Raw genomic sequence first — 23,074 nt, 5'->3', positions numbered from 1 at the left:
CGTGAAGGTATAATTTGCCAGCTTATACAATGAAAGGAAGCATAATGAAGATTGCCAAAAATACGGTCGTGACTGTCAACTACAAACTGTCAGACGCGCAAGACAATCTGATCGAAGACGGCCGTCAGCCGATGGTCTACCTGCACGGTGATTATGAAAACACCCTGCCGAAGATCGAAGAAGAGCTCGACGGCAAGGAAGTTGGCTATTCCAACACGATCCAGATCGAACCGGATGATGCTTTCGGTGAATACGATCCAGCCCTGGTGAAGGTCGAGCCGCGCAATCGCCTGCCTGAACCGCTGGAAGTGGGCATGCAGTTCGAAGGCATGCCGGAAAGCGATTCGCCGGACGAAGAAGCGATGATCTTCACGGTGACCGATATCGCCGACGACAAAGTCGTGCTGGACGGCAACCATCCACTGGCCGGCATCGCGCTGCGCTTCTCGCTGACCGTCGCTGACGTGCGCGAAGCCACCGACGAAGAAATCGCCCATGGCCACGTGCATGGCGCACACGGCCATGACCATGGCGATGAAGATGATGAAGGCGACGGCGAAGAGGGCGACCACTTCCGTACGCATCCGATTCATTAATACTGCTTGTTCCAGGCCGGCGCTATGCCGGCCTGTTTGTTTGTGCCTCGGTTATTAACGGCGCACAGTCGACGCCTTGGCCCTCGCTTGCGCCGATGGCCGCGTGGCCCGTTGACGTACCTCAAAGAATGGCGTCTTGCCTGGCCGTACGGCGATGGCGGACCAGTCGTTGTCGATGCTGACGTGGCCCAGGTTGCCTTTCCAGCTGATTTTCGGCCCGCCAGCCCTGGCCGCGGCCTTTTTACTTTTCCCCTCCTTGCCGTCCGCATCGCCAATGCGCTGCGTATCGACCAACAAGACCTTGCCGCTGAATTTCTTCGCCAGGGTACGGATCTGCTTGCGCGGTCCGGCAAAGCCATCCTGTTTCGAACTGAAGCTGGGCAGCAGCGAATTGTCGTCTTCGTCCAGTATGCCCACGTCGCCATCGGAAAACAGCACGATGCCGTCGAGTTTCTTGCGCTGTGCCATGGCGAACAGGCGCTGCAGCCAGGAGCGGTTGGCGACCAGGCGGTCTTCGAATTCGCTGTTGCGTCCCGCTTCTGGCAGGAAATGGTTGTTATTCGCAGGCAGGTTGACGGTCGCAAACAGCACGCCACCGTATTCCCAGTGGGCGTTTTCCGCATAGCTGCGGAACTTCGCCGTCGATGACAGCCGCGACAGGGTCAGCTTGCGCTGGCCCAGGCTCTGGTCGTCGGCAAAATACACGTCGCGCAAGCGGTTCAGGCGTTCGATGGCGTTGACCCTGCCGCGCGAATTGCGGCAGTTGGCCCAGTCGCTGGCCGACAGCGAGACGATCAGCGGCGGCCCGCTGGCGTCGAGCACGTCCTTGCGCTGGCTGTACAGCTTGTCGCTGCAGGACTCGCTGGCGGCCTTGATGCCGGTGGCCACCACGAACGACGCATTGAAGGCGCTCGTTTCGGCGATGGCCTTTTTTAACGGGCCATCGTCCGGTCCGGCGTTGAAGGAATGGCCCAGCACGGCAAACTCGAAGCCGGCCTGGTCGCCCGGGGCGGCCAGCGCCGCATGCCATGGCAGGCTGGCGACCAGCAGGCCGGCAGCCAGCAGGCGCAGGCTGGCGATGCTGCGCCGTATGGTCATGCGGCGGCCAGCCGTTTCAACTGATACAACTGCTCCAGCGCATCGCGCGGCGTGAGTGCATCGGGATCGAGGTCGGCGATGGCGTCGAGCAAGGCTTGCTGCGCCGCGTTCAGCGCGGCCAGCGGCGCCGCCGCTTCCTCTTCCTCCTCTTGCGCATACGGATCGGCTGCCGGCGCGGCGAACAGGTCGCGCTGCGGCGTGGCATCGAGCGCCTGCGCTTCCAGGCGCGCCAGGTGCTTGCGCGCGGCCTTGATCACGGGTTGCGGCACGCCGGCCAGCTGCGCCACCTGCAAGCCATAGCTTTGCGAGGCGGGACCGGCTTGCACGGCGTGCAGGAAGACGATGCTGTCCTTGTGCTCGACGGCGGACAGATGCACGTTGGCGGCGCTCGGGTGGCTGTCCGGCAGTTGCGTCAGCTCAAAATAATGCGTGGCAAACAGGGTAAAGCTGCGGCTGCTGTCGATCAGATGGCGCGCGATGGCCCATGCCAAAGCCAGGCCGTCGAACGTCGAGGTGCCGCGACCCACTTCATCCATCAGCACCAGCGAGTGTTCGGTGGCGCCGTTCAGAATCGCCGCCGATTCCGTCATTTCCACCATGAAGGTCGAGCGTCCGCCCGCCAGGTCATCGGTGGCGCCGATGCGCGTAAAGATGCGGTCGATGGGGCCGATGGTGGCGGACGCGGCCGGCACGTAGCTGCCGACGTAGGCCAGCAGTGTAATCAGGGCCACCTGGCGCATGAAGGTCGATTTACCGCCCATGTTCGGGCCGGTAATCAGCAGCAGCCGGCGCTCGTTGACGAGGCGGCAATCGTTGGCGATGAAGCGTTCGATCTGCTTTTCCACCACTGGGTGGCGCCCTTCGACGATGTTGATGCACGGTTCGTCGACCAGTTGCGGCGCGGCCCAGTTGTGCTGCTGCGCGTGTTCCGTCAGCGCATTCAGGGTGTCGAGCTGGGCCAGGCCCTGCGAAATCGTCTGCAAGGTGCCGATGTGTGGCGCCAGCTCGGCCAGCAGCAGGTCGTACAGCAGCTTTTCGCGCACCAGGGCCTTGTCTTGCGCCGACAGGGCCTTGTCTTCGAACACTTTCAGTTCCGGCGTGATGTAGCGTTCGGCGTTTTTCAGGGTCTGGCGGCGGCGGTAGTCGTCCGGCACCTTGTCCGTCTGGCCGTGCGTGACTTCAATATAGAAGCCGTGCACTTTGTTGTATTCGACGCGCAGATTGGCGATGCCCGTGCGTGCGCGTTCGCGCGTTTCCAGGTCGAGCAGGAATTGGCCCGCGTTTTCCGACAGCGCGCGCAGTTCATCGAGTTCGGCGTCAAAACCCGTGGCGAAGACGCCGCCGTCACGCACCATGGCAGCCGGTTCCTGCGCCACGGCGCGCACCAGCAAGTCCAGGCAGGCCGTTGGCGTCGCCAGTGCCGCGTGGATGGCGGCCAGCAAGCCTGTTTCTCCGCCCTGGCCAGGGCCATAGCAGCGCACGACGTCGCTGCGCAGGGCCGGCAGTTGCAATAAACCGTCGCGCAGGGCGGCCAGGTCGCGCGGACGCGCCGACAGCAGGGCGATGCGCGTGGTGATGCGTTCGATATCGGGCACTTGCGCCAGGGTGGCGGCCAATGGCTCCGCCGCTTCGCTTTGCGCCAGCGCGGCGATGGCTTCATGGCGCGCGCGCGCCACGTGCTGGTCGCGCCGCGCATGGTGCAGCCAGTGGCGCAGCATGCGCGAACCCATGGCGGTGCGGCAATGATCCAGCAGGGAGAACAGCGTAGGCGACTCCTGGCCGCGGATGGTTTCCGTCAGCTCCAGGTTGCGCCGCGTGGCCGCGTCCAGGCCGATGAATTCGCTTTCCGTTTCCGTCGTCAGGGAGCGCACGTGCTGCAAGCCGCGACCCTGCGTCGACTGTGCATAGCGCAGCAGCGCGCCGGCCGCGCCGAACGCGGCGCCGAGGCCATCGGCGCCAAAGCCCGTCAGGGTCGCCACGCCCAGCTGGTCGAGCAGCGCCTTGTGGCCGCCGACCACGTCGAAATGCCAGTCCGGCACGCGGTTGATGTGCGTGCCCGCGTAGTCGTCGAACAGGTTGCCATTGTCGCCGCTCAATATTTCGGCCGGCACGATGCGCTCCAGTTCCTGTTGCAATCGCGCCGCCACGGTGCCGCTGTCGCCGGAAAACTCCATCAGTTTCAGTGCACCGCTGGCCAGCGACAGCCAGGCCAGGCCCGTGGTGACCGTCTTGCGCTGCGTGATGCTGCACATGGCCAGCAGCGGGCGCTCGGCCTTTTCGGGCAGCAAGTCCGCATCCGTCAGGGTGCCGGGCGTGACCACGCGCATGACCTTGCGCTCGACGGGACCCTTGCTGGTGGCCGGGTCGCCGATCTGCTCGCAAATGGCCACCGACTCGCCCAGCTTGACCAGCTTGGCCAGATAGCCGTCCAGCGAATGAAACGGCACGCCGCACATTTTAATCGGGTTGCCACTGGCCACGCCGCGCGCCGTCAAGGTAATGCCCAGCAGGCGCGAGGCTTTCTCCGCATCCTCGAAAAACAGCTCGTAGAAATCGCCCATGCGGTAAAACACCAGCATCGTCGGGTGATTTTCCTTGATGCCTAAATATTGCTGCATCATGGGCGTGAGCTTTTCAGCCGAATTTTTCTTTGCCGCGGCGGCGTTGATTTCTTTTGGGACGGTGGTCATGTGTTCTTTGTCGTTGGTCCGGCGGCAGGAAAGGCGTGCCTGCCGGGCTGTGGGTGGTGCTGTGTGCGTTCAAGGCCGCGCTGTCAGGCGCTGCTTGAGTCCAAGGCCGTCATTTTACCGCTTTCGGCAGGCGGGGCGGCGTATTGCGTGCGGATGTGAAAAAGCCGCGCCGGTGGAGGTCGGCGCGGCCTGGATGCATCTCGGTGATCGGACGATATTAGCCTACGTCTACGGTACCGCCGACCGAGCTTTCCGGATCGAAGGCGAATACGCGCAGTTCCGGCTGCACGCCTTCGCCACGTAGAATGCGCACGGTGAGGACGAAGGACAGTTCCCAGCGGCCCTTCGTGTGGCCCACGTCCAGTGTATGTTTCCATTCTTGCCGAATGCGGCGCAGGTCCGGCAGTTCAGGGTCTGGCGGCAGCAATTGTGATTCGAAATCCAGCTGCAGGGGATAGGTCGCACCGATGGCTTGCAGGAATGGCGAGGGTGCCGAATAGACGGTAGGCACATTCGGGCCGATCTGCGTCAGCTGGGGGACGCTGATAATGCAGCAATCGACGATCTGGAAGGAAGTGAAGCCGCTTTTCTTGGAGCCACAGCAATTGACATCCAGGTAGACATGCTGTCCTTGTTGAAAATGTACACCACCCATGTATTCGCCATGGCGGGGATCCGCCGTGCCATCGCAGGAAGTAAATTTGTAGTCCAACTGGGTGCTGGTCTGGTCTGCATCAAAATGTACGGATAACTTCATCCAGGGGCTTACATGCGTCATGTTTTACGATCTCTTTTCAGGTTGATAATAAATTGCTGATAGCGAGCATCTCGCCTGAGGTTCAACAGATCGGGCGCCGATTCGATCAGGTTGAGGGGGTAGCCGAGCCTGGCGGCTTGCTGCAGTGCCGTCAGTGCTTCGGCGTGGTTGCCCAGTAGTTCGTGGGTGAGGGCTGCGCGGAACTGAACGTCCGCTACTTCGCTTGAGATATCCAGTGCCTGTTTGAGCCGGGCCAGTGCTTCAGGCTTGTTGCCCGTATATGCGCGGTAGAGCGCCATACGAGAATGGAAGGTCGCATTGTCTGGTCTGTTTTGCAAAATCGGTGTCAGCAGCGTAATAGCATGATGGTAGGAGTCCCTTGATGCGGCCGCTTGTGCAGGAAGCCAGCGTTGCGCATCGGCCAGGTTGGCCCATAACAGGTAGGTGCCAGGACTCCCCTTGCTCGATGACACGGCATTCTTGAATGCCTCCACGGCGCCAAGATAATCGGCTTTGGCAAACAGCGACGTGCCCAGATTGTTATACAGTTCCCAGTGAGGCTGGATTTGCAAGCCTTGCTGCAAGACGCGTAAGGCCTCATCACCACGGTCCAGGCGAAGGAGTGCCGCATTCAGGTAAGCGTAAGCATTGGACGACTGGGGGTCGAGTTCAATTGTCTTGCGGAATGCTTGCTCCGCCTGCGGATAGGCGGATTGACGGTAATACAAAACGCCCTGCATCAAGGGGAACAGCCGTTCGCCTGGATGCATGCGCTGCGCACTATCGATGACTGCCTGCGCCAGTTCATATTTCTTCGCGTTTATCAGTACCCGTATCTTACCTACGAGCGCCAGTAGATTTTGTGGATCTAGGTTGAGCGCCGAAGCACTGGCAAACAGGGCAGCATCTGGCTTGCCTTTTAGATCCTGTACCCAACTTTGCGCCACATGCGCCAGAGCCAATTGATTATCCGATGCCAACGCCTGCTGTGCGCTGGCATCGGCGCGTTGTAACCAAGTATCGTCGCGGCCGTCGCCGATATAGCGCAGGCTGTAGGCAAGGGACAGGCCGGCAGCTGCCGCCGCACTGGCGGGATTATGCGTCAACACGGTGGTGAATTGCTCGATGGCTTGTGCCTGACTGGTATCGCGATCAAACACTCGCAACGCTTCCATCCCCGCCGCCATGCTGGCCATTTCCGAATACGGCGCGGGCGCTTTTTCTCCCGTGACGAACGATTTGACGGCAGGAACGATATTGGGCAGCTGCCATCCCGCCAGTACCGCCAGCAGCGCCACGCCCACGCCCCATTTCAGCGTGCGCTTGCGGGGCAGGGGCAGGCGGATGGAGACGCTGGCGGGCGGTTCTTCCTTTGCAGGCGTCTCGTCAGCAAGGGGCGTGGCCAAGGTGAGCGGTTCGCCTCGCTGCGCCCCAATCGCCTCGCGCACGTCGCGCATGGTGCGTGGCCGTTCGGCAGGGTCGTGCGCCGTCATCGCGCGCACGAGGGCGTTGATGGTGGGCGGCACCGAGTCGGGCAGGTCGGGCCACGGTTCCGTCGCCTGCATGTGGGCGGCGGCCAGGGCCAGGCCGTTCAGGTGGGCGAAGTGGCGCTGGCCGGCCAGCATTTCGTACAGCATGGCGCCCAAGGCATACACGTCGCCGCGTGTGTCGGGCAGGCGGCCCATCAGGCGTTCGGGCGCCATGTAGGCGATCGTGCCCTGCAAGTCGCACAGGGTGGTCGTTTGCGTCGCTTGCGGGTCGATGTGGCGCGCCAGGCCGAAATCGAGGATGCGCACCTTGCCATCCGCCTCCAGCATCAGGTTCGACGGTTTCAGGTCGCCGTGCACGAGGTCCATGGCGTGCGCCTCGTCCATGGCGTCGGCGATCTGGTAGGCGATGTCGAGTGCGGCCTGCAGGTCAGCCTTGCCGCTGTGCATGAACTGGCCCAGCGTCTGGCCTTCGACCAGTTCCATGACGATGGACTGGCTCGTGCCCTGGCCCTCGATGGCGAAGATGCGCACGAAGGCCGCATGCTTGAGCGAGGCGGCCAGGCGCGCTTCATTGATGAGTTTTTCGGGATGCAGCACGTCGGCTTGCGGTTTCAGCCGCTTCAGCGCCACGCTGCGGCACAGCTTGGCATCCCAGGCTTCGAATACATGGCCGAAACCGCCTTCGCCCAGCAAGCGGCGCACTTCATAGTGCCCGCTGATCGTGTCGTCGTGCGACGGGGTCTGACGCAGGGAGTCGAGCAGTTCCATATACCTTGGCTTCAGAGTGCATCAGCGTGGACGGCAAACATCGAAAAGGGTCAATGCGATGCTTGAGTGCCCAAGATGATTGATTTTGAGTAACTTCCTGATTTAAAACGATTGTTTCGAATAAGTCAATTAATATTGGCAAAGAGTGAACAAAAGTGCTGTGCCAGCGCCGGAGTGGCATTCCTTGCTGATGCATGCAATCTTGTCCAAACTCAACTTTCCTCGTTCCCGCTTCCTCAATAATGCAGTTGGGGTGATACCGGCATGTGCCGATCAGGCGACGGGAGCGGGCATGGATGAGCTGCTGCAATATTACGAGCGCGAACTGGGCACCTTGCATGCGCACAATCAGGCGTTTGCCCGGCGCTATCCGGCCATCGCTGGCGCGCTGGGCATCGTGGGCGGTGACCTGGGCACCACCGACGATCCGCACCTGGCGCGCATGCTGCAGGCGTTTGCCATGTTCAATGCGCGCACGGCCAAGCGGCTGGCCGATGGCTTCGGCACCTTCAGTGAAACCTTGCTGGAAGTCAATTTCCCCCATTATTTGCGCCCGTTTCCTGCCTGCGCCATTGCCCGCATCGATAGCGACCTTGCGGCGGTGAGCGAGCTGGCCGTGATCCCGCGCGGCACGCTCATGCATGCAGCGGAGCATCAGGGCGTTGCCTGCAAGTTCACCACCGCCTACGATGTCGCCGTGGCGCCGCTGCGCCTGTCCGAGGTGCGTTTCCAGTCCATCGTGGCGGCGCCGCCCGCAGTGCGCCTGCCACCGGATCTGGGGGCGGCGATCAGCATCACGCTCGAAGCGACGGGCGCCATGTCCACGCTGGACGGGCTGCCGCTGCCGGCGCTACGCCTGTTCCTCGACGGCGAGCCTTCCTTTTGCGCCACCTTGCGCGACAGCCTGTTCCTGCGTGCGCGTTGTGCCTATGTGGAAGTCGATGGCGTATGGCATGGGCTGGACGCAGTGCCCTTGCATCCGGTCGGCTTTGCCGCCGAGGATGCCTTGATGCCGGCCATGGCCGCCTCGCATCCCGCTTACCGCTTGCTGGGCGAATGGTTTGCCTTTCCGGATAAATTCAATTTCGTCGATCTGGACCTGGCCGCGCTATGCCCGCAGTTGCCTCCGGGCTGCCGGCGCTGCACCGTGCACCTGCTGCTGGCCGACGTGCAGGCCGATGCGGATATCGCGCGCATCTTGCGACCCCTGTCCGCCAGGCATCTGCTGACGGGATGCACGCCCGTCGTCAACCTGTTCCGCCAGGCGGCCAATCCCATTCGCCTGACGCACGCGAGCGCCGAGCATGTGCTGCTGCCATCGGTGCGGCAGGCGCATTGCTACGATATTTACAGCGTCGATAGCGTGCAGGTGCTCAGTGAAACGCAGAGCGGTGGCGCACTCGATGTGTTTCACCCGTTCTATTCGATGCGCCATGGCGAAGCGGGCGGGCGCCAGGGGTGCTACTGGGTGACGCGGCGCGACGAAGACATGGCGTTGAGCAATCCCGGCTACGACATGCGCATCGCCTTTGTCGATGGCACCATGCAGCCGCTGCACGACGCGACGCAAACGGTGTCCATCATGCTGACCTGCAGCAACCGCGATTTGCCAAGCCGCCTGGTGTTCGGCAATGCCGCAGGTGATTTGCACCATGACGGCGTGGCCAGCGCCTTGCCGGTGCGCCTGCTGCGCAAACCCGGCGCGCCGTGCCGCTTCCCTGCGGGCGCGGCGTCGCATTGGCGGCTGATCGCGCAATTGTCCCTGAACCATCAGTCGCTGACTGAACAGGGCTTGCCGCTCTTTAAGCAAATACTCGAGCTGTACAACCTGCCCGGTTCGGCCAGCGCCGCGCGCCAGATCGCGGGCGTGACGGGACTGCGCCAGCGCGCCGCGAGTACCTGGCTGCAGGACGAGGCGGGCGGCAGCCTGGTCTTCGGCATCGACGTCCTGCTGTCCGTCGATGAAGAAGCCTTTGTCGGCAGCGGCTTGCATGCCTTTGCCCAGGTGATCGAACGCTTTCTCGGGCTGTATGTGCACCTGGCCTCGTTTACCCGCCTGATCGTCTTGTCGCAGAAGACTGGAAAGGAGTTGCTGTGCTGCCTGCCACGCAATGGAAACCAGACGCTGGTGTAGTCGCGCGCCTGCTGGCCGATCCGTCCGGCACGGACTTCTTTCAGGCGGTGCGCCTGCTGTCTGCCTGGCTGATGCAGCAGGGCATTTCGCAGGAGCAGGTGTTTGAGGATTACCTGCGCCTGCATGGCAGCGCATCGCTGTCGTTTGCGCCGGGCGAAATCGAACAGCTGTGGCTGGAGCAGGGAGCAGATGGCGAGACGCAGGTGCATGTGCAGGCGGCCATGCTGGGTTTTTTAGGCGTGCATGGCAGCTTGCCGCTGCATTACACGGAAACGCTCGCCCGCCACGAGCGGCAAACGGGCGATGGCGGTCCCCGTGCCTGGCTCGATACGCTCTCGCAACGCGGGCTGGCCTTGTTTTACCAAGCCTGGGCCCGCTACCGCATCGAATGCCAGCAGGACGCCGACGGTGGCGATTTCCTGCCCATGCAACTGGCGCTGGCGGGCGCCTTGCCTGCCGAGGTGGCAAGGCAGGAAGATGGCTTGCCAGCGCATGTGCTGGCCCATTATGCGGCCTTGTTGCGGCACCGGCCCGTGGCGGCCGACGTGATGCAGGCGCTGCTGGCCGAGTATTTCGGCGTACCCGTGCGCATACAGCGTTTTGTGGGCGCCTGGTTCCAGCGCGCGCCGCAAGAGCGCACCTTGCTGGCCAGCGCCAACGCGCGGCTGGGACAAGGCGCCATGCTGGGCGAGCGCTGCCGACGCGCCGACTTGCGCGTGCGCCTCGTGCTGGGACCGCTGGCGCGCCATGTCTATGAGGATTTCTTGCCCGGACGCCCCGGTGCGCTGGCCCTGCGTCAGATGCTGGGCCTGTTTGGCTTGCCTGGCATGAGTTTTGAAATACGCCTGGTGCTGCGCCGGGAAGACGTGCGCACCTGCGTGCTGGGCATGGGCGCCTGCCTGGCGGAGGATGCCTTTTTGGCCGACAAGTTGCCGGCCCGTGAGCGTGACGACATGCATTACGACATTCGATTCGATGGTTCCGCCTGAGACCGCCTTATTGATGGACCCCGCTGACTGTTGGAAGGAAGAAAACCATGGAAGACTTCGCGCAATGGCTGGCCGTGGACAAGGCCTTGACCGCCGACAACCGCGCTCTGAGGCTGCGCCTCGCTTACCCGGAGGGCATCAATGAGGATGTCTTGCTGCCGCAGCGCATCAGCGGCAGCGAGGCCATCTGCGGCGGGATTGAGTACCGCATCCTGTGCGTGGCCACCGAGGCGCAGCTGCCGCTGAAACAGTTCATCGCCGTGCCAGCCGAATTGCAGATCGTGACCGACCAGGGGCAGCTGCGCAGGGTCTGCGGCATCGTCGCCGAAGCGAGCGCGGGGCAAAGCGATGGTGGCCTGGCGACCTATCAACTGGTGCTGCGCGATGGTCTGGCCTTGATGGAAAAACGCATCAATACGCGCGTGTTTCGCAACAAGCACGCATTGCAGATCGTGCAGCTCCTGTTTGAGGAGTGGCGGCAGGGCAATAGCGTGCTCGCCGCCAGCCTGGATCTCGCCATCGATGCGGCGCTGGCGGCGCGCAGCCTGCCCGTGCGCGAATTCACGATGCAGCACAATGAATCCGATGCCGCCTTTATCCGCCGCTTGCTCAGGCGCCGCGGCATCGCCTGGTGTTTCCAGGCGGGAGCGCCCGCCAGCGCGCACGTCCCGCACGTGCCCGTGCATACTCTGCTGCTGTTCGACGACCCCAGCCGCCTGCCGGAAAACGCGGCCGGCACGGTGCGCTATCACCGCGATGACGCCACCGAAGAGCGCGACACGGTCACGGCCTGGAATGCCGTGCGTCGCTTGCAGCCCGGAAAATCGGAGCGCTACAGCTGGGATGATGGCCACCCGCACAGCCCGCAATTCATGGCCACGCAGTCGCACGGCGGCGTGGACCAGGGCGGTAATGGCAATCGCCTGGCGGCCAGCCTGGACGACTACATCGTGGAAATGCCGCTTGCCGGCGCCAGCAACGACGACCATCGCCAGCTGGGGCAGTTGGCGATGGCGCGCCACGACCTGGAGACCAAGTGTTTTCAGGGCGAAAGCTGCGTGCGCGATTTCTGTGTGGGTCAATGGTTCAGTCTGCAAGGACATGCGGAGATCGACACGCACCCGGCGGCCGAGCGCCAGTTCGTGCTCACGGCCGTGAGCGTGTTGGCCAGCAACAACTTGCCGAAAGGTCTGGATGCGCGCATAGAGCGTTTGTTCGCGCACAGCGGCTGGCAGGCGGACGCGGGCCTGGCGCAGGTTGCCGCTGCCGAGCCCGCGTCGATCTTGCGCTATCGCAATCGTTTTACCTGCGTGCGGCGCGGCGTTGACATCGTGCCCGGCTTCGACCCGCGCAGCGACTTGCCGGTGGTGCGCCTGCAAAGCGCGCTGGTCGTCGGCCCTGCCGGCGAAGAGGTGCATTGCGATGCGCTGGGGCGCGTCAATGTGCGTTTTGTTGCGACGCGCGCGCAAGATCACGCGCATGCCAACGGTTCTGGCGCTTCCGATACGGAGCGCGATTCGGCCTGGGTGCGCGTGGCATCGAGCTGGACCGGCAATGGCCCGGGCAGCGGCAAGCAATGCGGCACCTTGAGCTTGCCACGCATCGGCGCGGAAGTGCTGATCGATTTTCTTGGCGGCGACCCGGACCGGCCCATCATCGTCGGCCAGCTGTACAACGCCGTGGGCGTGCCGCCGGGCTTGAGCGCGCGCGGCGCCTTGCCCGGCAACCGTTACCTGTCCGGCATGCGCAGCCGCGAAGTACGGGGCGGGCGCGGCAACCAGCTGTGCTTTGACGACACGCCGTCGCAGATCAGCGCGCAACTGGCCAGCGACCAGGCGGCCACGCAATTGAACCTCGGCTATCTGACCGAGCCGCGCAGCGACGGCGCAGGGCGGCAGCGCGGCGACGGCTTCGAGTTGCGCAGCGACGCCAGCGGCAGCGTGCGCACGGCCCGTTCGCTGCTGATTTCGGCCTGGAAACAGCTGGGCGCCAGCGGCAAGCAGCTCGATGGCAGCGAGCATGCCGCCGTGATGCAGGAGTGTCTTGAATTGTTTACTTCCCTGGGCGAGTTTGCCGCCCAGCACCAGGCGCTGGCGCTGGACGCGGCCGGCAGCAAGGCGCTGGGAGCGGCGATTGCCGCCGACCAGCCCGCCGTCAGCATCACGGCGCCCGAGGGCGTGGCGCTGAGTACCCCCAAAACCATCAGCGGCAACGCGGGCGCGAATATCGACCTGGTGGCCCAGCAGCATTTGCAACTGAGCGCGGCCCAGCGCTGCAACGTCAACGCGGGCAAGGGTATTTCCCTGTTCGCGCACCAGGATGGCATCGTGCAAGTGGCCCATTTCGGCAAGTTCTTGCTGCAAAGCCAGCACGATCTTCTGCAGGCGGACGCCGCCAAGGAGATCCGCCTGACAGCTGGCACGCGGCTGGTCGGCGTGGCGCAGGACGAGATCACCTTCGTGACGGCGGGCGGCGCCTACCTGAAACTGTCCGGCGGTGCGGTGGAACTGGGCGGACCCGGCGCGCTGACGGTGAAGACCGATGGCCACCACTGGAACGGCCCGGCCAGCATGAAAGGCGAGCTGCCCACCTTCGGCGAGGGCGAGCTGGGCCGCGTGCCGCGCTTGCTGCGTCCCACCGATGGCTTGCCCGTCGAAGGCGTGGAAGTGCACATCGAGCGCGAAGGCGACAGTCCCTTGACGGGCGTCAGCGGCGCCGACGGGCGCGGGCCGAAGGTGGAAACCGATCACCTGCAGCGGCTGAAGGGATTTTTCTTCCGCCGCCGTTCCTGAAACCCGACATCGGAGACCACACCATGCTGTTCGACCCCCATCCGCCGCTGTGCGACGACCCCACAATCGATATCCTCGGTCAGTTCTCCTGCAGCGCCAATTTCCAGAGCAGCGACCGGGACACGCTGCAGCAACTGCCGCTGCCCGGCATCGTGATCTTCGTGCACGGCGTCAATTCCGATGGCGAGTGGTACGCGGCAGCGGAAGAGGGACTGTGCAATGGCCTCAACGAGCGCCTCAAGCGTTCCTGCCATCATATGCAGCACCGTGGCGTGGACGGCGGCGAACTGAAGGCGGTCAATTATGGCGCCGAGATCACGGCCGAAGGCTTTCTCCATCCGGAGATGTCGGCCGATACCTTGATCCGTGATGCCGGCACTTTTTCTCCCGTGATCCGCTTTCGCTGGGGCTACAAGGCTTCGGGCGAGGAACTGCAGCAATACGGCAAGGGCATCTACCTGAACGAACAGGATTACTGGGGCGGCGGGCCGTTTGCCAATGGCTGCAGTGCGCTGGCCGACTTGTGGAAGGACGGGCTGAGCGAGGGTTTATTCTTGTGGAACACCATCCAGCACATGAATCCCTTCCCGGAACGGCAAGTGTACAGCTGCCCGCCGCGCCCGTATTTCGTGCTGGCCGCCTATCGTCTGGCCAGGCTGGTCGAAGCCATCCGCCAGCAGCAGGCCGACGTGCCTGTCACCATCGTGTGCCACAGCCAGGGCACGATGGTGGCGATGGCGGCCGCCTTTCTGGGCGCAAAGCTGCCCAAGGTGAAGGACAATTTCCCCTGCGTGGCCGACAACTATGTGATTTGCAATTCACCGTACAGCCTGGCGAAAAGCAATAGCGCCGAGAACTGGGTGGCCAGCAATCTGCGTGCGGCGGACGGCAGCACGGGCAGGGTGACGGTGCAGGCGCGCATCGCCACCTTGAAAAACTTCTTTGCCATCATCGGCCAGCGCGCCAGCCTGGGCGAGGCGCAGACGGACGAGGAAATTGACCGCTGCATGGCCAACGTGCAGCACGGTTTTTCCGCCGCCAAAGATCGTGAACAATACGGGATTGCCGGCGCCGCCCGGGGCGGCAAGAAATCATCGTATGGCAGGGTGACTATCTATTGCAATCCGCACGACGTGGTGGTGTCGTCCGTGGCCATCGAGGGCATCGGCTGGCGCGGCCTGTCGGGTTCGCTGGACAAGGATAGCAAGGACGGCGGCGAACTGGCGGCCACCGGGGCCGCAGGCGTGTGCGTGCAGCGCGTGTTTGCCCAGGGTTTTGAGGTGGGCAAGCAGGGCAGCTATCACTACTGGAGCGATCACTGGCGCAAGCCTGCGCCGGGCGGCAAGGACTTCTGGTTTCCGGCGCAGAAATATGCATCGTATTCCGTCAAGCAGGGCGTCGAGGCCAGCGAGGACGCCTTTTCCACCATCCTGACGGTCGGGTTTGCGCCTGTGTTTATCGTTGCAACGGGCCTGGCTCAAAGCCCTTGCAATGCCTCGCCCCACAAAGACTGGAAAATCGAACTGAACGCACCCGACTTGCTGCCGCCCTTCAAGCCGCAGTCCTTGCGCTTTGGCCAGACCAGCGAGGAATTCGACGAAGGCTACGAGCCCCCCGGCGAATCGCGCCAGACCGGCAAGCAGCGCGCGCCCGGCGACGATCTCCTTGCCAATCATGAAATTCCTCCCGGCGGCCTGCAGGCGCAGGCGAGGAAAAACGAAGCCAAACGCATGGACAGCGCCAGGGGCACGGCCGATGACGAGGCGCGCCTGCGATTCGAGCAGCGCGCGGTGATACGCGCGCAGGCCGTACGGGAAGGGAAGAGTCCCGCAGGTCAAAAAGTCCAGCAGGAAATGCCCAACGCCACGCCCGACGCCGAATACCAAGCATGGCGCAGCACGCGGATAGAGGAAATGATGTCCAGCCAGGCGGGCGCCTATGCCACCGACCATTCCACCATCCTGACCAACCCCATGCACTCAGAGCGGGCGCTCGCGTACGACGTGGCGGTGGGTGTGTGCCGCATCAAGTCTGACCAGCTGCGCAAGTTGAGGGTGGCGGCGGATTGGAGGTTGTTGAGAGCGCTAAATAATACTGAATCCGCTAAATTGTTCGAAGAATATTTTAATGATGGGAAATTGCATGGTTTGACCATCACTCAATGGTCTCAGCAGACTGGTGGGGAATGGAGTCTTCCTGTATCCATAGTTGACGTGAGAGAAAACCCTGCGCCTGATTCGCATCCCAATTCCGGTGAGCGAGCATTTAACTAAAGCCCATTTCGTAGCTGGATATTGACTTTATAGTGTATTGCAGAGTTGTTCCAATTTTTTGGAGGCTATACCGTGGTTAGATCTATACTTTTTTATGCGCTCGGTACGTTTCTGATTGTCTTGATTCTGTCAGCCTGTGTACGCTTGCGTACGCCTACAAGCACAAAGGTGGTATCTGTAACCCCAAATACTCCTATGCCAGTAGCGCGGCCATTCATGGCCCAAGTCGTTGGTTTGCAATGGCTAAATCCTTTGCAGCGTAGAGACTATCCAACTGAGTGGCAGCTACTTTGGACCCTCGGCCTGGCACGACCGAATCCGAACGATGACATGGTAAAAGAAAAACCTGAAAAATACTCTAAGTTGCAAAGTATTGCCTCCATTGCCATAGGCAATGAAGGCACCGAAACTTTCGATGGATACCATGAAAAATACATTAATGAATTAATGAACTTGTACCATGATATGTATTACTCTGATCCAGAATATTTCTACAATGTTCATTTAGTCGAGGACAAGTCACGCTGGCGAGAGTTGGCTGGCATCCATATCGAATATGCATTGCCAGAAGGGAAACTGGATTTAGTCGAGACGACGGAATTTGTTCGTCAGCGCGTAGCAAGAACTTTTAGCATCGGCAACGTCCACTCTCCCACCCTCTGGACCCGCTCCACCCCGCCCGACGTTCGCGTCACCACGGGCGGCCCCAACGCCGGCTTTACCTCCTTGGCCGCCGCGCTCGACTACCTGCAAAGCCATCCCAAGGAAACTGTCTGGGCCATGAACTGGGATGCGCCCAGCCGGCCTCTGGATCGGCAGATCAACGAGAACCTGGTGCTGCTGGTGCTGGCCGGCCCCGACTACAAGACGGAGCGGGCGCCGCTGGCGTGGCTCGGCTATCCAAGCACGAAACAGGCTGCGGATTTTGAAGCCAAAAAGGGCGAACCGCCGCGCCTGGTGCAGGCGTGGACGGCGGCGATCGAAGAGGCCGCCGCGAAGGCCAACCGGCGCGATACTGAGATCGGCTATCTGATCCACGACGCCGGCAATACGCACCAGGATTCGTCCGCACGGCTCGGTGCGCTGGCGCAGACGCTCACTCTGCAATTGCCGGAATTCGATTTCCTCAAGCAAAGTTTTAATTTGACCGCCGTGCTGGGCGAGACGGGCGCGGGTACGGCCCTGACGAACGTGGCGCTGGGCATCGCTTACGCGCACCATTTCGGGAAACCCGTGCTGGTGGCTGGCACCAGCGACCTGTCCGCGCCCGTGGCGCTGGTGGTGGCGCCGCCGGCCGTCGTGCGGCCGATCCAGCCCGGCAAGCCATGGTTCCGCGCGCGCAGCGGCAACCATGCTTATCTGCCCTGGTGGGGCTTGCGCCACGATGCGCGCGAGTATTACCAGGGGTTTTCGCAATGAAGCGCTCGATATATCCAGGGAGAAGAACATGCGTGGCGTGATCCGCTTGAACGACCCCACCAGCCATGGTGGCAAGGTGGTGGGGGCGGCGCCGAACAGTACGGTGCTGGGCGTGGCCGTGGCGCGCAAGGGCGACCCTTGCGTGTGTCCGATCAAGGGGCACGTGCGCTGCGTGATCGCCGAGGGCGATCCGCAGGTGCTGATCGACGGCGTGCCCGTGGCCTTTGACGGGCACAAGACCAGCTGCGGCGCCAGCCTGATGTCTACCGTGGGCAACAGCGGGCGCGGTTAGAGCCTATGCCAGTAGGGAGCGTCTTCTGCTGGCAGCGCATCAGGAGCGCGGACAAGGCGTGAGGAGGACGCGTGGCGAGCCACGCGACGACGATCAACGCAGTCCCCGCTTCTGAGGGGCGCCAGCAGGGGATGCATTCATCTGCTGGGATAGGCTCTTAGCCCACGCAGGCGTCGATGGCCGTGCCCAGCTTGTCGACGAGCTCATCGACGTGGCTGGTGTCGATGATGTAGGGCGGCGCCAGCAGGACGTGGTCGCCGTGCAGGCCGTCGATGGTGCCGCCCATGGGGTAGCACATCAGCCCGCCCTGCATGGCGTGCGCCTTGATGCGCGCGTGCAGGCGGCGGGCCGGGTCGAACGGCCGCTTGCTGGAGCGCTCCTGCACCAGTTCCAGCCCCAGGAACAGGCCGCGGCCACGGATGTCGCCCACGTGCGGGTGCTCGCCGAAACGCGCCTGCAGCCGCTCTTTCAGCAAGCCGCCCATGGCGCGCACGTTGGCCAATAAATCGCGTTCCTCGATCTGCCGCTGCACTGCCAGGGCGGCGGCGCAGGCCGTGGCGTGGCCGATATACGTGTGGCCATGCTGGAAGAAGCCGGTGCCGGCGCGGATGGTGTCGCGGATGTTTTTGGACACCATCACGGCGCCGATGGGCTGGTAGCCGGCGCCCAAGCCCTTGGCGATGCAGATCAGGTCGGCGGTGATGGCTTCCTGCTCGCAGGCGAACAGGCTGCCCGTGCGGCCCATGCCGCACATGACTTCGTCGAGGATCAACAGGATGCCGTGGCGCTGGCAGATGGCGCGCATGCGCGCAAAATAGCCGGCCACGGCGGGCAGGGCGCCGGCCGTGGCGCCGACGACGGGTTCGGCGATGAAGGCCATGACGTTGTCCGCGCCCAGCTCGGCGATATGGTCTTCCAGCTCCTGGCCCAGGCGCGCCACGTAGTCGCCATCCGTTTCATAGGCCGGCTGGTCGCGCCAGGCGTAGCAGGGAGACACATGGGTGACGCCAATCAGCAAGGGCTCGAACTGCTGGCGGCGCCAGGCATTGCCGCCCGTGGCCAGAGCGCCCAGGGTATTGCCGTGGTAGCTCTGGCGGCGCGCGATGACGTGGCGGCGCTGCGGCTGGCCCCGCTCGACGAAATATTGGCGCGCCATTTTCAACGCGCTTTCCACCGCTTCCGAGCCACCCGAGACGAAATACACGCTGTCGATGCCGGCAGGCGCCCGGGCGACGAGAAAATCGGCCAGTTGCTCCATCGGCTCACTGGTAAAGAAGGAGCTGTGCGCATACGCCATCGTGGCAATCTGCTGCTGCACGGCGGCGATGACGGCCGTATCCGCATGGCCCAGGCACGAGACGGCCGCGCCGCCGCAGGCGTCCAGGTAGCGTTTCCCGTTTGCATCGATCAGGTAAGGGCCATCGCCACCCGTGGCGACAGGGTAATTGGCGGTCAGGCTGCGGTGGAAGACATGGCTCATGGGCATCGCTTTCTTGTCGGCAAAGGAGATGGCCGAGTATAGGATGCGTTGCGCCGCAATGCAACGATTGATGTATTTATTGTTGTTTTGCATCATTCGATGTTTTTGCGTACGCGCCCAGCCTCCGTAATTGTTTTTCCGCCGCGCCGATGGCGTGTACGGCATCCGGCCCCGCACGCGCCACCAGCAATTCCACCAGGCTTTCCACTGCCGCCACGCCGGCCACGATGGAGGGGAAGAAGGAGGGACTGTCGACGGCGATGACGATGCTGGCGTCGGCCTGCAGGGCCAGCGGCGACATGGCGCTGTCGCTGATGGCGACCACCAGGCAGCCGGCCTGGCGCGCCGCCTGCGCCACCAGCAGCGCTTCGCTGGAATACGGCGCGAAGCTGACGACGACGACGGCCTCCCCGGCCTGCAGGGCGCGCAAATCCATTTCCAGCGTGCCGCCCTGGCCGCTCAGCAGCTGCACGCTGGGGCGCAGCAGCCGGTACAGGTAGTGCAGGGTATAGGCGATGGGGTGGGCGGCGCGAAAGCCCGCCACGTGCACGCGGGGTGCCGCCTGCAGCAGGCTGGCGGCCGCATCCAGGGCGGCGTGGTTGGCGCTCTCCGTGGCAGCCAGGTTGCGCTGCTGCACCGCGAACATTTCGGTGACCAGATTCCCTTCCTTGCCAGCCAGCGCGTTGGCTTTTTCAGCATACCCGGCCGGCCCCGCGCGCAGGCGTTCGACGAAGATGGCTTTGAGTTCCGGCCAGCCGGCAAAGCCCAGTTGCTGCGCCAGGCGCACCAGGGCAGCCGACTGCACTTGCGCGCGCGCGGCGATGCTGCGCATCGACGACACGGCCACTTCGTCCGGATGATCGGCCAGGTAGCGGGCGCCGGCCTGGAATTGCGGGCTCAGTTCCGCATGGCGCGCCTTGATCAGGTCCATCAGTGCCGCATAGGAGTCGTGGGGTGTCGTTGCCTGCATCGCCGTGCCTCATTGGATAGGTTGCGGCGATGGTACAGGATTCGTCAGCGCGCCGGTAGCGGCAAGCCTTGCGCCAGGGCGGCCGTGCGCGGACGCAGGCGGGCAAACAGGTGCGGCCCGGCCGGTTTGCGGCGCGGCCCCGTCGTCAGCACGCGCAAGGCGGTGGGCAGCGGCACGTCGTGGCAATGCAGGAACAGTGCGGCGGCGCCCGTGCCGGCCATTTCCTGCAAGGCCAGCGCATGTTCGACCAGCGCCGCCGTGCGCATGTCGAGCCGCACCGGGATGTCGGGTTGGAATAACTGTGTGTCGATGGGCCGTGCATTGCGCATGCTGTTCCCCGCCGGGTTCGCTAGTCAAGCTGCCAGCATAAAAGCGCCCCGGCGGCGGTACCTTGCGCCAGATCACTCCAATGTCGGATAGATTCCGCAATGCAAAAAAAGCGCCAACCGTTGCCGGCTGGCGCTGAAAACCCTCGCAAGGAAGAAAGGGTGGGGGGACTGGCTAGTAGCTCCAGCGTACAGATAAACCGACGACCTTGTCATAGCGCCGCACATCGCGCACGTAGTCCGGCGTGTCGTGGTAGTCGCGGTAGGTCGAGTCGAGCAGGTTGTTGGCGTCCAGCGTCACCGTGGTGTGCGGGTTGAGCTTGTACGACACCGACGCGTCCAGGGTTTTCGTCGGCGCCACGGTCAGGTGGATGCCCTTGCCGCGATAGTTGTAGTCGTCGACGTACTTGTCGCGCCAGCTATACGCCAGGCGCGCCGACCACGCTCCCTGTTCGTACAGACCGACGAGATTGGCCGACCACTTCGACATGCCCGTGAATGGATGTACGCTGCCATCGAGTTCTGCCAGTTCGCCCGTCATGTAGGTGGTGTTGGCTTGCAGGCCCAGGCCGCTCATCCAGCCGGGCAGCTTGTCGTAGAACTGCTGGTAAGCCATTTCCAGGCCTTGCAGATGGCCCTTCGACGTGTTGCGCGGACGCGTGATGTCGTACACGATGCCGCCATACGTTTCCTTGGCCGAGCCGGACAGGATGTAATTCTTGAAGTTGTGGCGGAATACGGTGGCCGTGACGGAGCCCGTCTGCGCGAAATACCATTCCAGCGCCGCATCGAGGTTCTTGCCTTCCACGGGTTTCAGGTCGGGATTGCCGCCGCTGCCCGTGGGGCGCACCATCTCCAGGCTCTGGCCCAGGGTCACGCCGGGATTGAAGTCGGCGAAGTTCGGGCGCTGTACGGCTTTGCCGGCCGTCAGGCGGGCGATCAGGTCCTGGCGCAGCATGGCTTTCAGGGTCAGGCTGGGCAGCACGTCCGTGTCCGACGTTTTCACGCGCACCGGCGTGATGATGGCGTTTTGCGAGGAATTGCCTTGCAGGTCCTGCTTGGTCTGCACCACGCGCACGCCCAGGGTGCCATCGACCGGTACTTGCGCCAGGTTAAAGCCGATGCGCGCCTTGCCGTAGACGGCATTGGTTTTTTCCACATCCCTGTAGTGGCTCATCGGATCGTCCGGGCTGCGCTCGCTGCTGCCCGTAAATAACTGGCGCAGCGCGGCCGTGTTGTTGAGCATGAAGTCGCGGCACGGAGTGAGCCAGCTTTGCAGGCCGAAATTGCCCGTGTTCTGGTGCGAGGCGCAGGCCAGGCCTGGAATCGCGTCCGCGTACATGGTCGACGTCAGGCCACCCTGGCCATTTTTTTCGCGGATCGATTCGGCCTTGCGCTTGGCCATGCGCACGCCGCCGGAAAATTCGCGGAAGAAGCCCGTGCTGTCCATGTCGTAGGTGAGGTCGGCGCGCCAGTCGGTCGAGCTGCCTTCGTCGTGGCTGTGGTTATCGTAGAAGCCGAGCAGCGTATAGTTCTTCGGGTCCAGCATGTTGTAGCCGGGGTAGCTGATCTGCGCGCCGCCGTTGACGTTCGTGCTGCCGATGATGCTGGTCGGATGCGCGAGGAAGTCGAGGATGGGAAATTCACGCTCGAAGTTGCTCACCGTGCGCGCCAGTTCCGTGGTGGCGCGCAGCTGCGGCGTGATGTCCCAGCGCGCGCCGATGGCGCCTTGCGAACCGATCGAGCGGTCGCGCCGCGCCTGGGTCGAACCCAGCGTGAACGGCGACCATGGGCCATCGATCTTGCCCACCGTGGCCGCCTGGGTGGTGCCGGGGATCAGGGTGATGTCCGGATTCTGGCCCCAGGGTAGCGAACCGACGAAGAACTGGCTGTCGAAGGCGTGCTTGATCAGGGTCGACATGCCTTCCGCATACACTTCCACCTGGGAGTTCGGGCGCCACTGGAAGGCGGCATTGGCCGCGTAGCGCTTGCGGTCGCCCACGGTCGGGATCATGCCGACGGAATCGGGCCCGGTGATATTGCCCGCTTCGGGGCGCTTCACCGGTTCGGCGTTCCAGATCGTCTCGTCATAGTATTTGCTGCGCTGGTAGGACAGGCCGAGCAGGGCGCCGAATTCGCCGTATTGGGTCTTCCAGCGGTTCGAGACCATGCCGCTGACGTTCGGGTCCGTCGAGCCGGACTTGTCGCGGTGCTCGGCGCGTACATTGCCCGATGCGGTAAAACCCTTGAAATCGAACGGACGATTGGTGCGCACGTCGACCACGCCGGCCGTGCCGCCTTCGACCATGTCGGCGCCCTGGGATTTATACACGTCCACGCGCTGCAGCATGGCCGTCGGAATGTCGGCCAGGTACAGGCTGCGGCCCACGGACGTGAACATTTCGCGGCCGTTGAGCAGGGTCACCACGCCGGGCAAGCCACGGATGATGACGGAACTGGCCTCGCCGCCTTCGCGGCGCACCTGCACGCCCGTCACGCGGCCGAGGATTTCGGCCACGTTCTTGTCGGGGAACTTGCCGATTTCATCGGCAACGATGGAGTCGACCACCTGGTCGTTGTTCTTCTTGATCGTCTGCGCGCTTTGTGCGGCGCGGCGTACGCCGGTGACGGCCACCACGGCGATGCCGGCATTGTCGGCTGGCGCCACCGCCGGCGCTGTTTCTGCCACTTCTGCCGCCGGTGTTTCCACGGCGGGCGCCTGTTGGGCCCAGACGGAAGCGCTGCTCAGCAGGCCTGCGCCGGCCAGCGCGGCCACCGTGGCCTTCAAGATCAACCGTGTGTTTTGCTTGGGCGTGCGGGTGCCCGTTGCCATCCATTGCTTCATCTTGTCTCCACCTGTATTTTAGTTATGTTGAGAACGCTGCGGCAGTCGCCGCCAGAGCTGAAACTTGCTCAGGAAACATGGTAGGGGGAATGACTTTGCCCCACAAATGACTTCTTTTGCGATGTCAATACCAATTCCGGTATCCCTGCAGCATT

15 protein-coding genes are annotated in these 23,074 nt (G+C 63.3%); 7 read left to right on the top strand and 8 right to left on the bottom strand.

The features are described 5' to 3' along the window. Positions 1 to 44: 44 nt before the first annotated feature. Positions 45 to 596, top strand: coding sequence for a peptidylprolyl isomerase (locus O0882_RS02795; protein WP_102123671.1), 552 nt, complete (start codon positions 45 to 47; stop codon positions 594 to 596). A 54-nt stretch (positions 597 to 650) separates the two neighbouring features. Here O0882_RS02795 and O0882_RS02790 read toward each other — a convergent pair whose 3' ends face one another. The 4 genes from O0882_RS02790 to O0882_RS02775 all read right to left on the bottom strand — a co-directional run bounded on the left by O0882_RS02790 (position 651) and on the right by O0882_RS02775 (position 7,399). Continuing rightward, on the bottom strand, positions 651 to 1,694 hold the full coding sequence (locus O0882_RS02790) for a hypothetical protein (RefSeq protein WP_289945181.1): 1,044 nt from the start codon (positions 1,692 to 1,694) through the stop codon (positions 651 to 653). Then, on the bottom strand, positions 1,691 to 4,384 hold the full coding sequence (gene mutS, locus O0882_RS02785) for a DNA mismatch repair protein MutS (protein WP_289945179.1): 2,694 nt from the start codon (positions 4,382 to 4,384) through the stop codon (positions 1,691 to 1,693). Before mutS ends, O0882_RS02790 begins: the two co-directional genes overlap by 4 nt. 217 nt (positions 4,385 to 4,601) lie before the next feature. Continuing rightward, positions 4,602 to 5,162 (bottom strand): hypothetical protein, encoded by a 561-nt coding sequence (locus O0882_RS02780; protein ID WP_289945177.1) that lies wholly within the window; start codon positions 5,160 to 5,162, stop codon positions 4,602 to 4,604. Further along, the gene (locus tag O0882_RS02775) at positions 5,159 to 7,399 is read right to left on the bottom strand and encodes a serine/threonine-protein kinase (protein WP_289945176.1); all 2,241 of its coding nucleotides are present in this window, start codon (positions 7,397 to 7,399) and stop codon (positions 5,159 to 5,161) included. The genes O0882_RS02780 and O0882_RS02775 overlap by 4 nt, the downstream gene beginning before the upstream one ends. A gap of 292 nt (positions 7,400 to 7,691) precedes the next feature. On the opposite strand from O0882_RS02775, the gene tssF reads away from it, so the two are divergent. The 6 genes from tssF to O0882_RS02745 all read left to right on the top strand — a co-directional run bounded on the left by tssF (position 7,692) and on the right by O0882_RS02745 (position 17,298). Beyond that, a complete protein-coding gene (tssF, locus tag O0882_RS02770; protein WP_289945175.1) occupies positions 7,692 to 9,533 on the top strand; it encodes a type VI secretion system baseplate subunit TssF in 1,842 nt (613 codons plus the stop codon). Further along, positions 9,494 to 10,522, top strand: a complete 1,029-nt coding sequence (tssG, locus tag O0882_RS02765) for a type VI secretion system baseplate subunit TssG (protein ID WP_289945172.1) — start codon at positions 9,494 to 9,496, stop codon at positions 10,520 to 10,522. The genes tssF and tssG overlap by 40 nt, the downstream gene beginning before the upstream one ends. A gap of 47 nt (positions 10,523 to 10,569) precedes the next feature. Then, positions 10,570 to 13,314, top strand: a complete 2,745-nt coding sequence (locus O0882_RS02760; RefSeq protein ID WP_289945170.1) for a type VI secretion system Vgr family protein — start codon at positions 10,570 to 10,572, stop codon at positions 13,312 to 13,314. Between the two features lie 23 nt (positions 13,315 to 13,337). Continuing rightward, complete coding sequence (locus tag O0882_RS02755) at positions 13,338 to 15,587, top strand: DUF3274 domain-containing protein (protein WP_289945168.1); 2,250 nt, start codon at positions 13,338 to 13,340, stop codon at positions 15,585 to 15,587. Positions 15,588 to 15,803: 216 nt separating this feature from the next. Next, complete coding sequence (locus O0882_RS02750) at positions 15,804 to 17,006, top strand: hypothetical protein (protein ID WP_289945166.1); 1,203 nt, start codon at positions 15,804 to 15,806, stop codon at positions 17,004 to 17,006. Positions 17,007 to 17,034: 28 nt separating this feature from the next. Further along, positions 17,035 to 17,298, top strand: coding sequence for a PAAR domain-containing protein (locus O0882_RS02745; RefSeq protein ID WP_099379104.1), 264 nt, complete (start codon positions 17,035 to 17,037; stop codon positions 17,296 to 17,298). Between the two features lie 157 nt (positions 17,299 to 17,455). On the opposite strand, the gene O0882_RS02740 is transcribed toward O0882_RS02745, so the two are convergent. The 4 genes from O0882_RS02740 to O0882_RS02725 all read right to left on the bottom strand — a co-directional run bounded on the left by O0882_RS02740 (position 17,456) and on the right by O0882_RS02725 (position 22,919). Continuing rightward, positions 17,456 to 18,778: an aspartate aminotransferase family protein gene (locus tag O0882_RS02740; protein ID WP_289945163.1), complete on the bottom strand. Its 1,323-nt coding sequence runs from the start codon at positions 18,776 to 18,778 to the stop codon at positions 17,456 to 17,458. A gap of 76 nt (positions 18,779 to 18,854) precedes the next feature. Then, positions 18,855 to 19,748 carry a MurR/RpiR family transcriptional regulator gene (locus tag O0882_RS02735; RefSeq protein WP_289945160.1) on the bottom strand — a complete coding sequence of 298 codons (894 nt, stop codon included), beginning with the start codon at positions 19,746 to 19,748 and terminating at the stop codon, positions 18,855 to 18,857. A gap of 44 nt (positions 19,749 to 19,792) precedes the next feature. Continuing rightward, entirely contained in the window at positions 19,793 to 20,077 is a 285-nt protein-coding gene (locus O0882_RS02730; protein WP_289945159.1) for a hypothetical protein, read from the bottom strand. A 172-nt stretch (positions 20,078 to 20,249) separates the two neighbouring features. Next, positions 20,250 to 22,919, bottom strand: a complete 2,670-nt coding sequence (locus O0882_RS02725) for a TonB-dependent receptor (protein ID WP_289945157.1) — start codon at positions 22,917 to 22,919, stop codon at positions 20,250 to 20,252. Positions 22,920 to 23,074 lie beyond the last annotated feature (155 nt).

Origin of the sequence: Janthinobacterium sp. SUN073 (assembly GCF_030397665.1) — a bacterium.
Lineage (GTDB): Bacteria > Pseudomonadota > Gammaproteobacteria > Burkholderiales > Burkholderiaceae_D > Janthinobacterium.
This window is presented reverse-complemented; position numbering and strand designations above follow the sequence as displayed.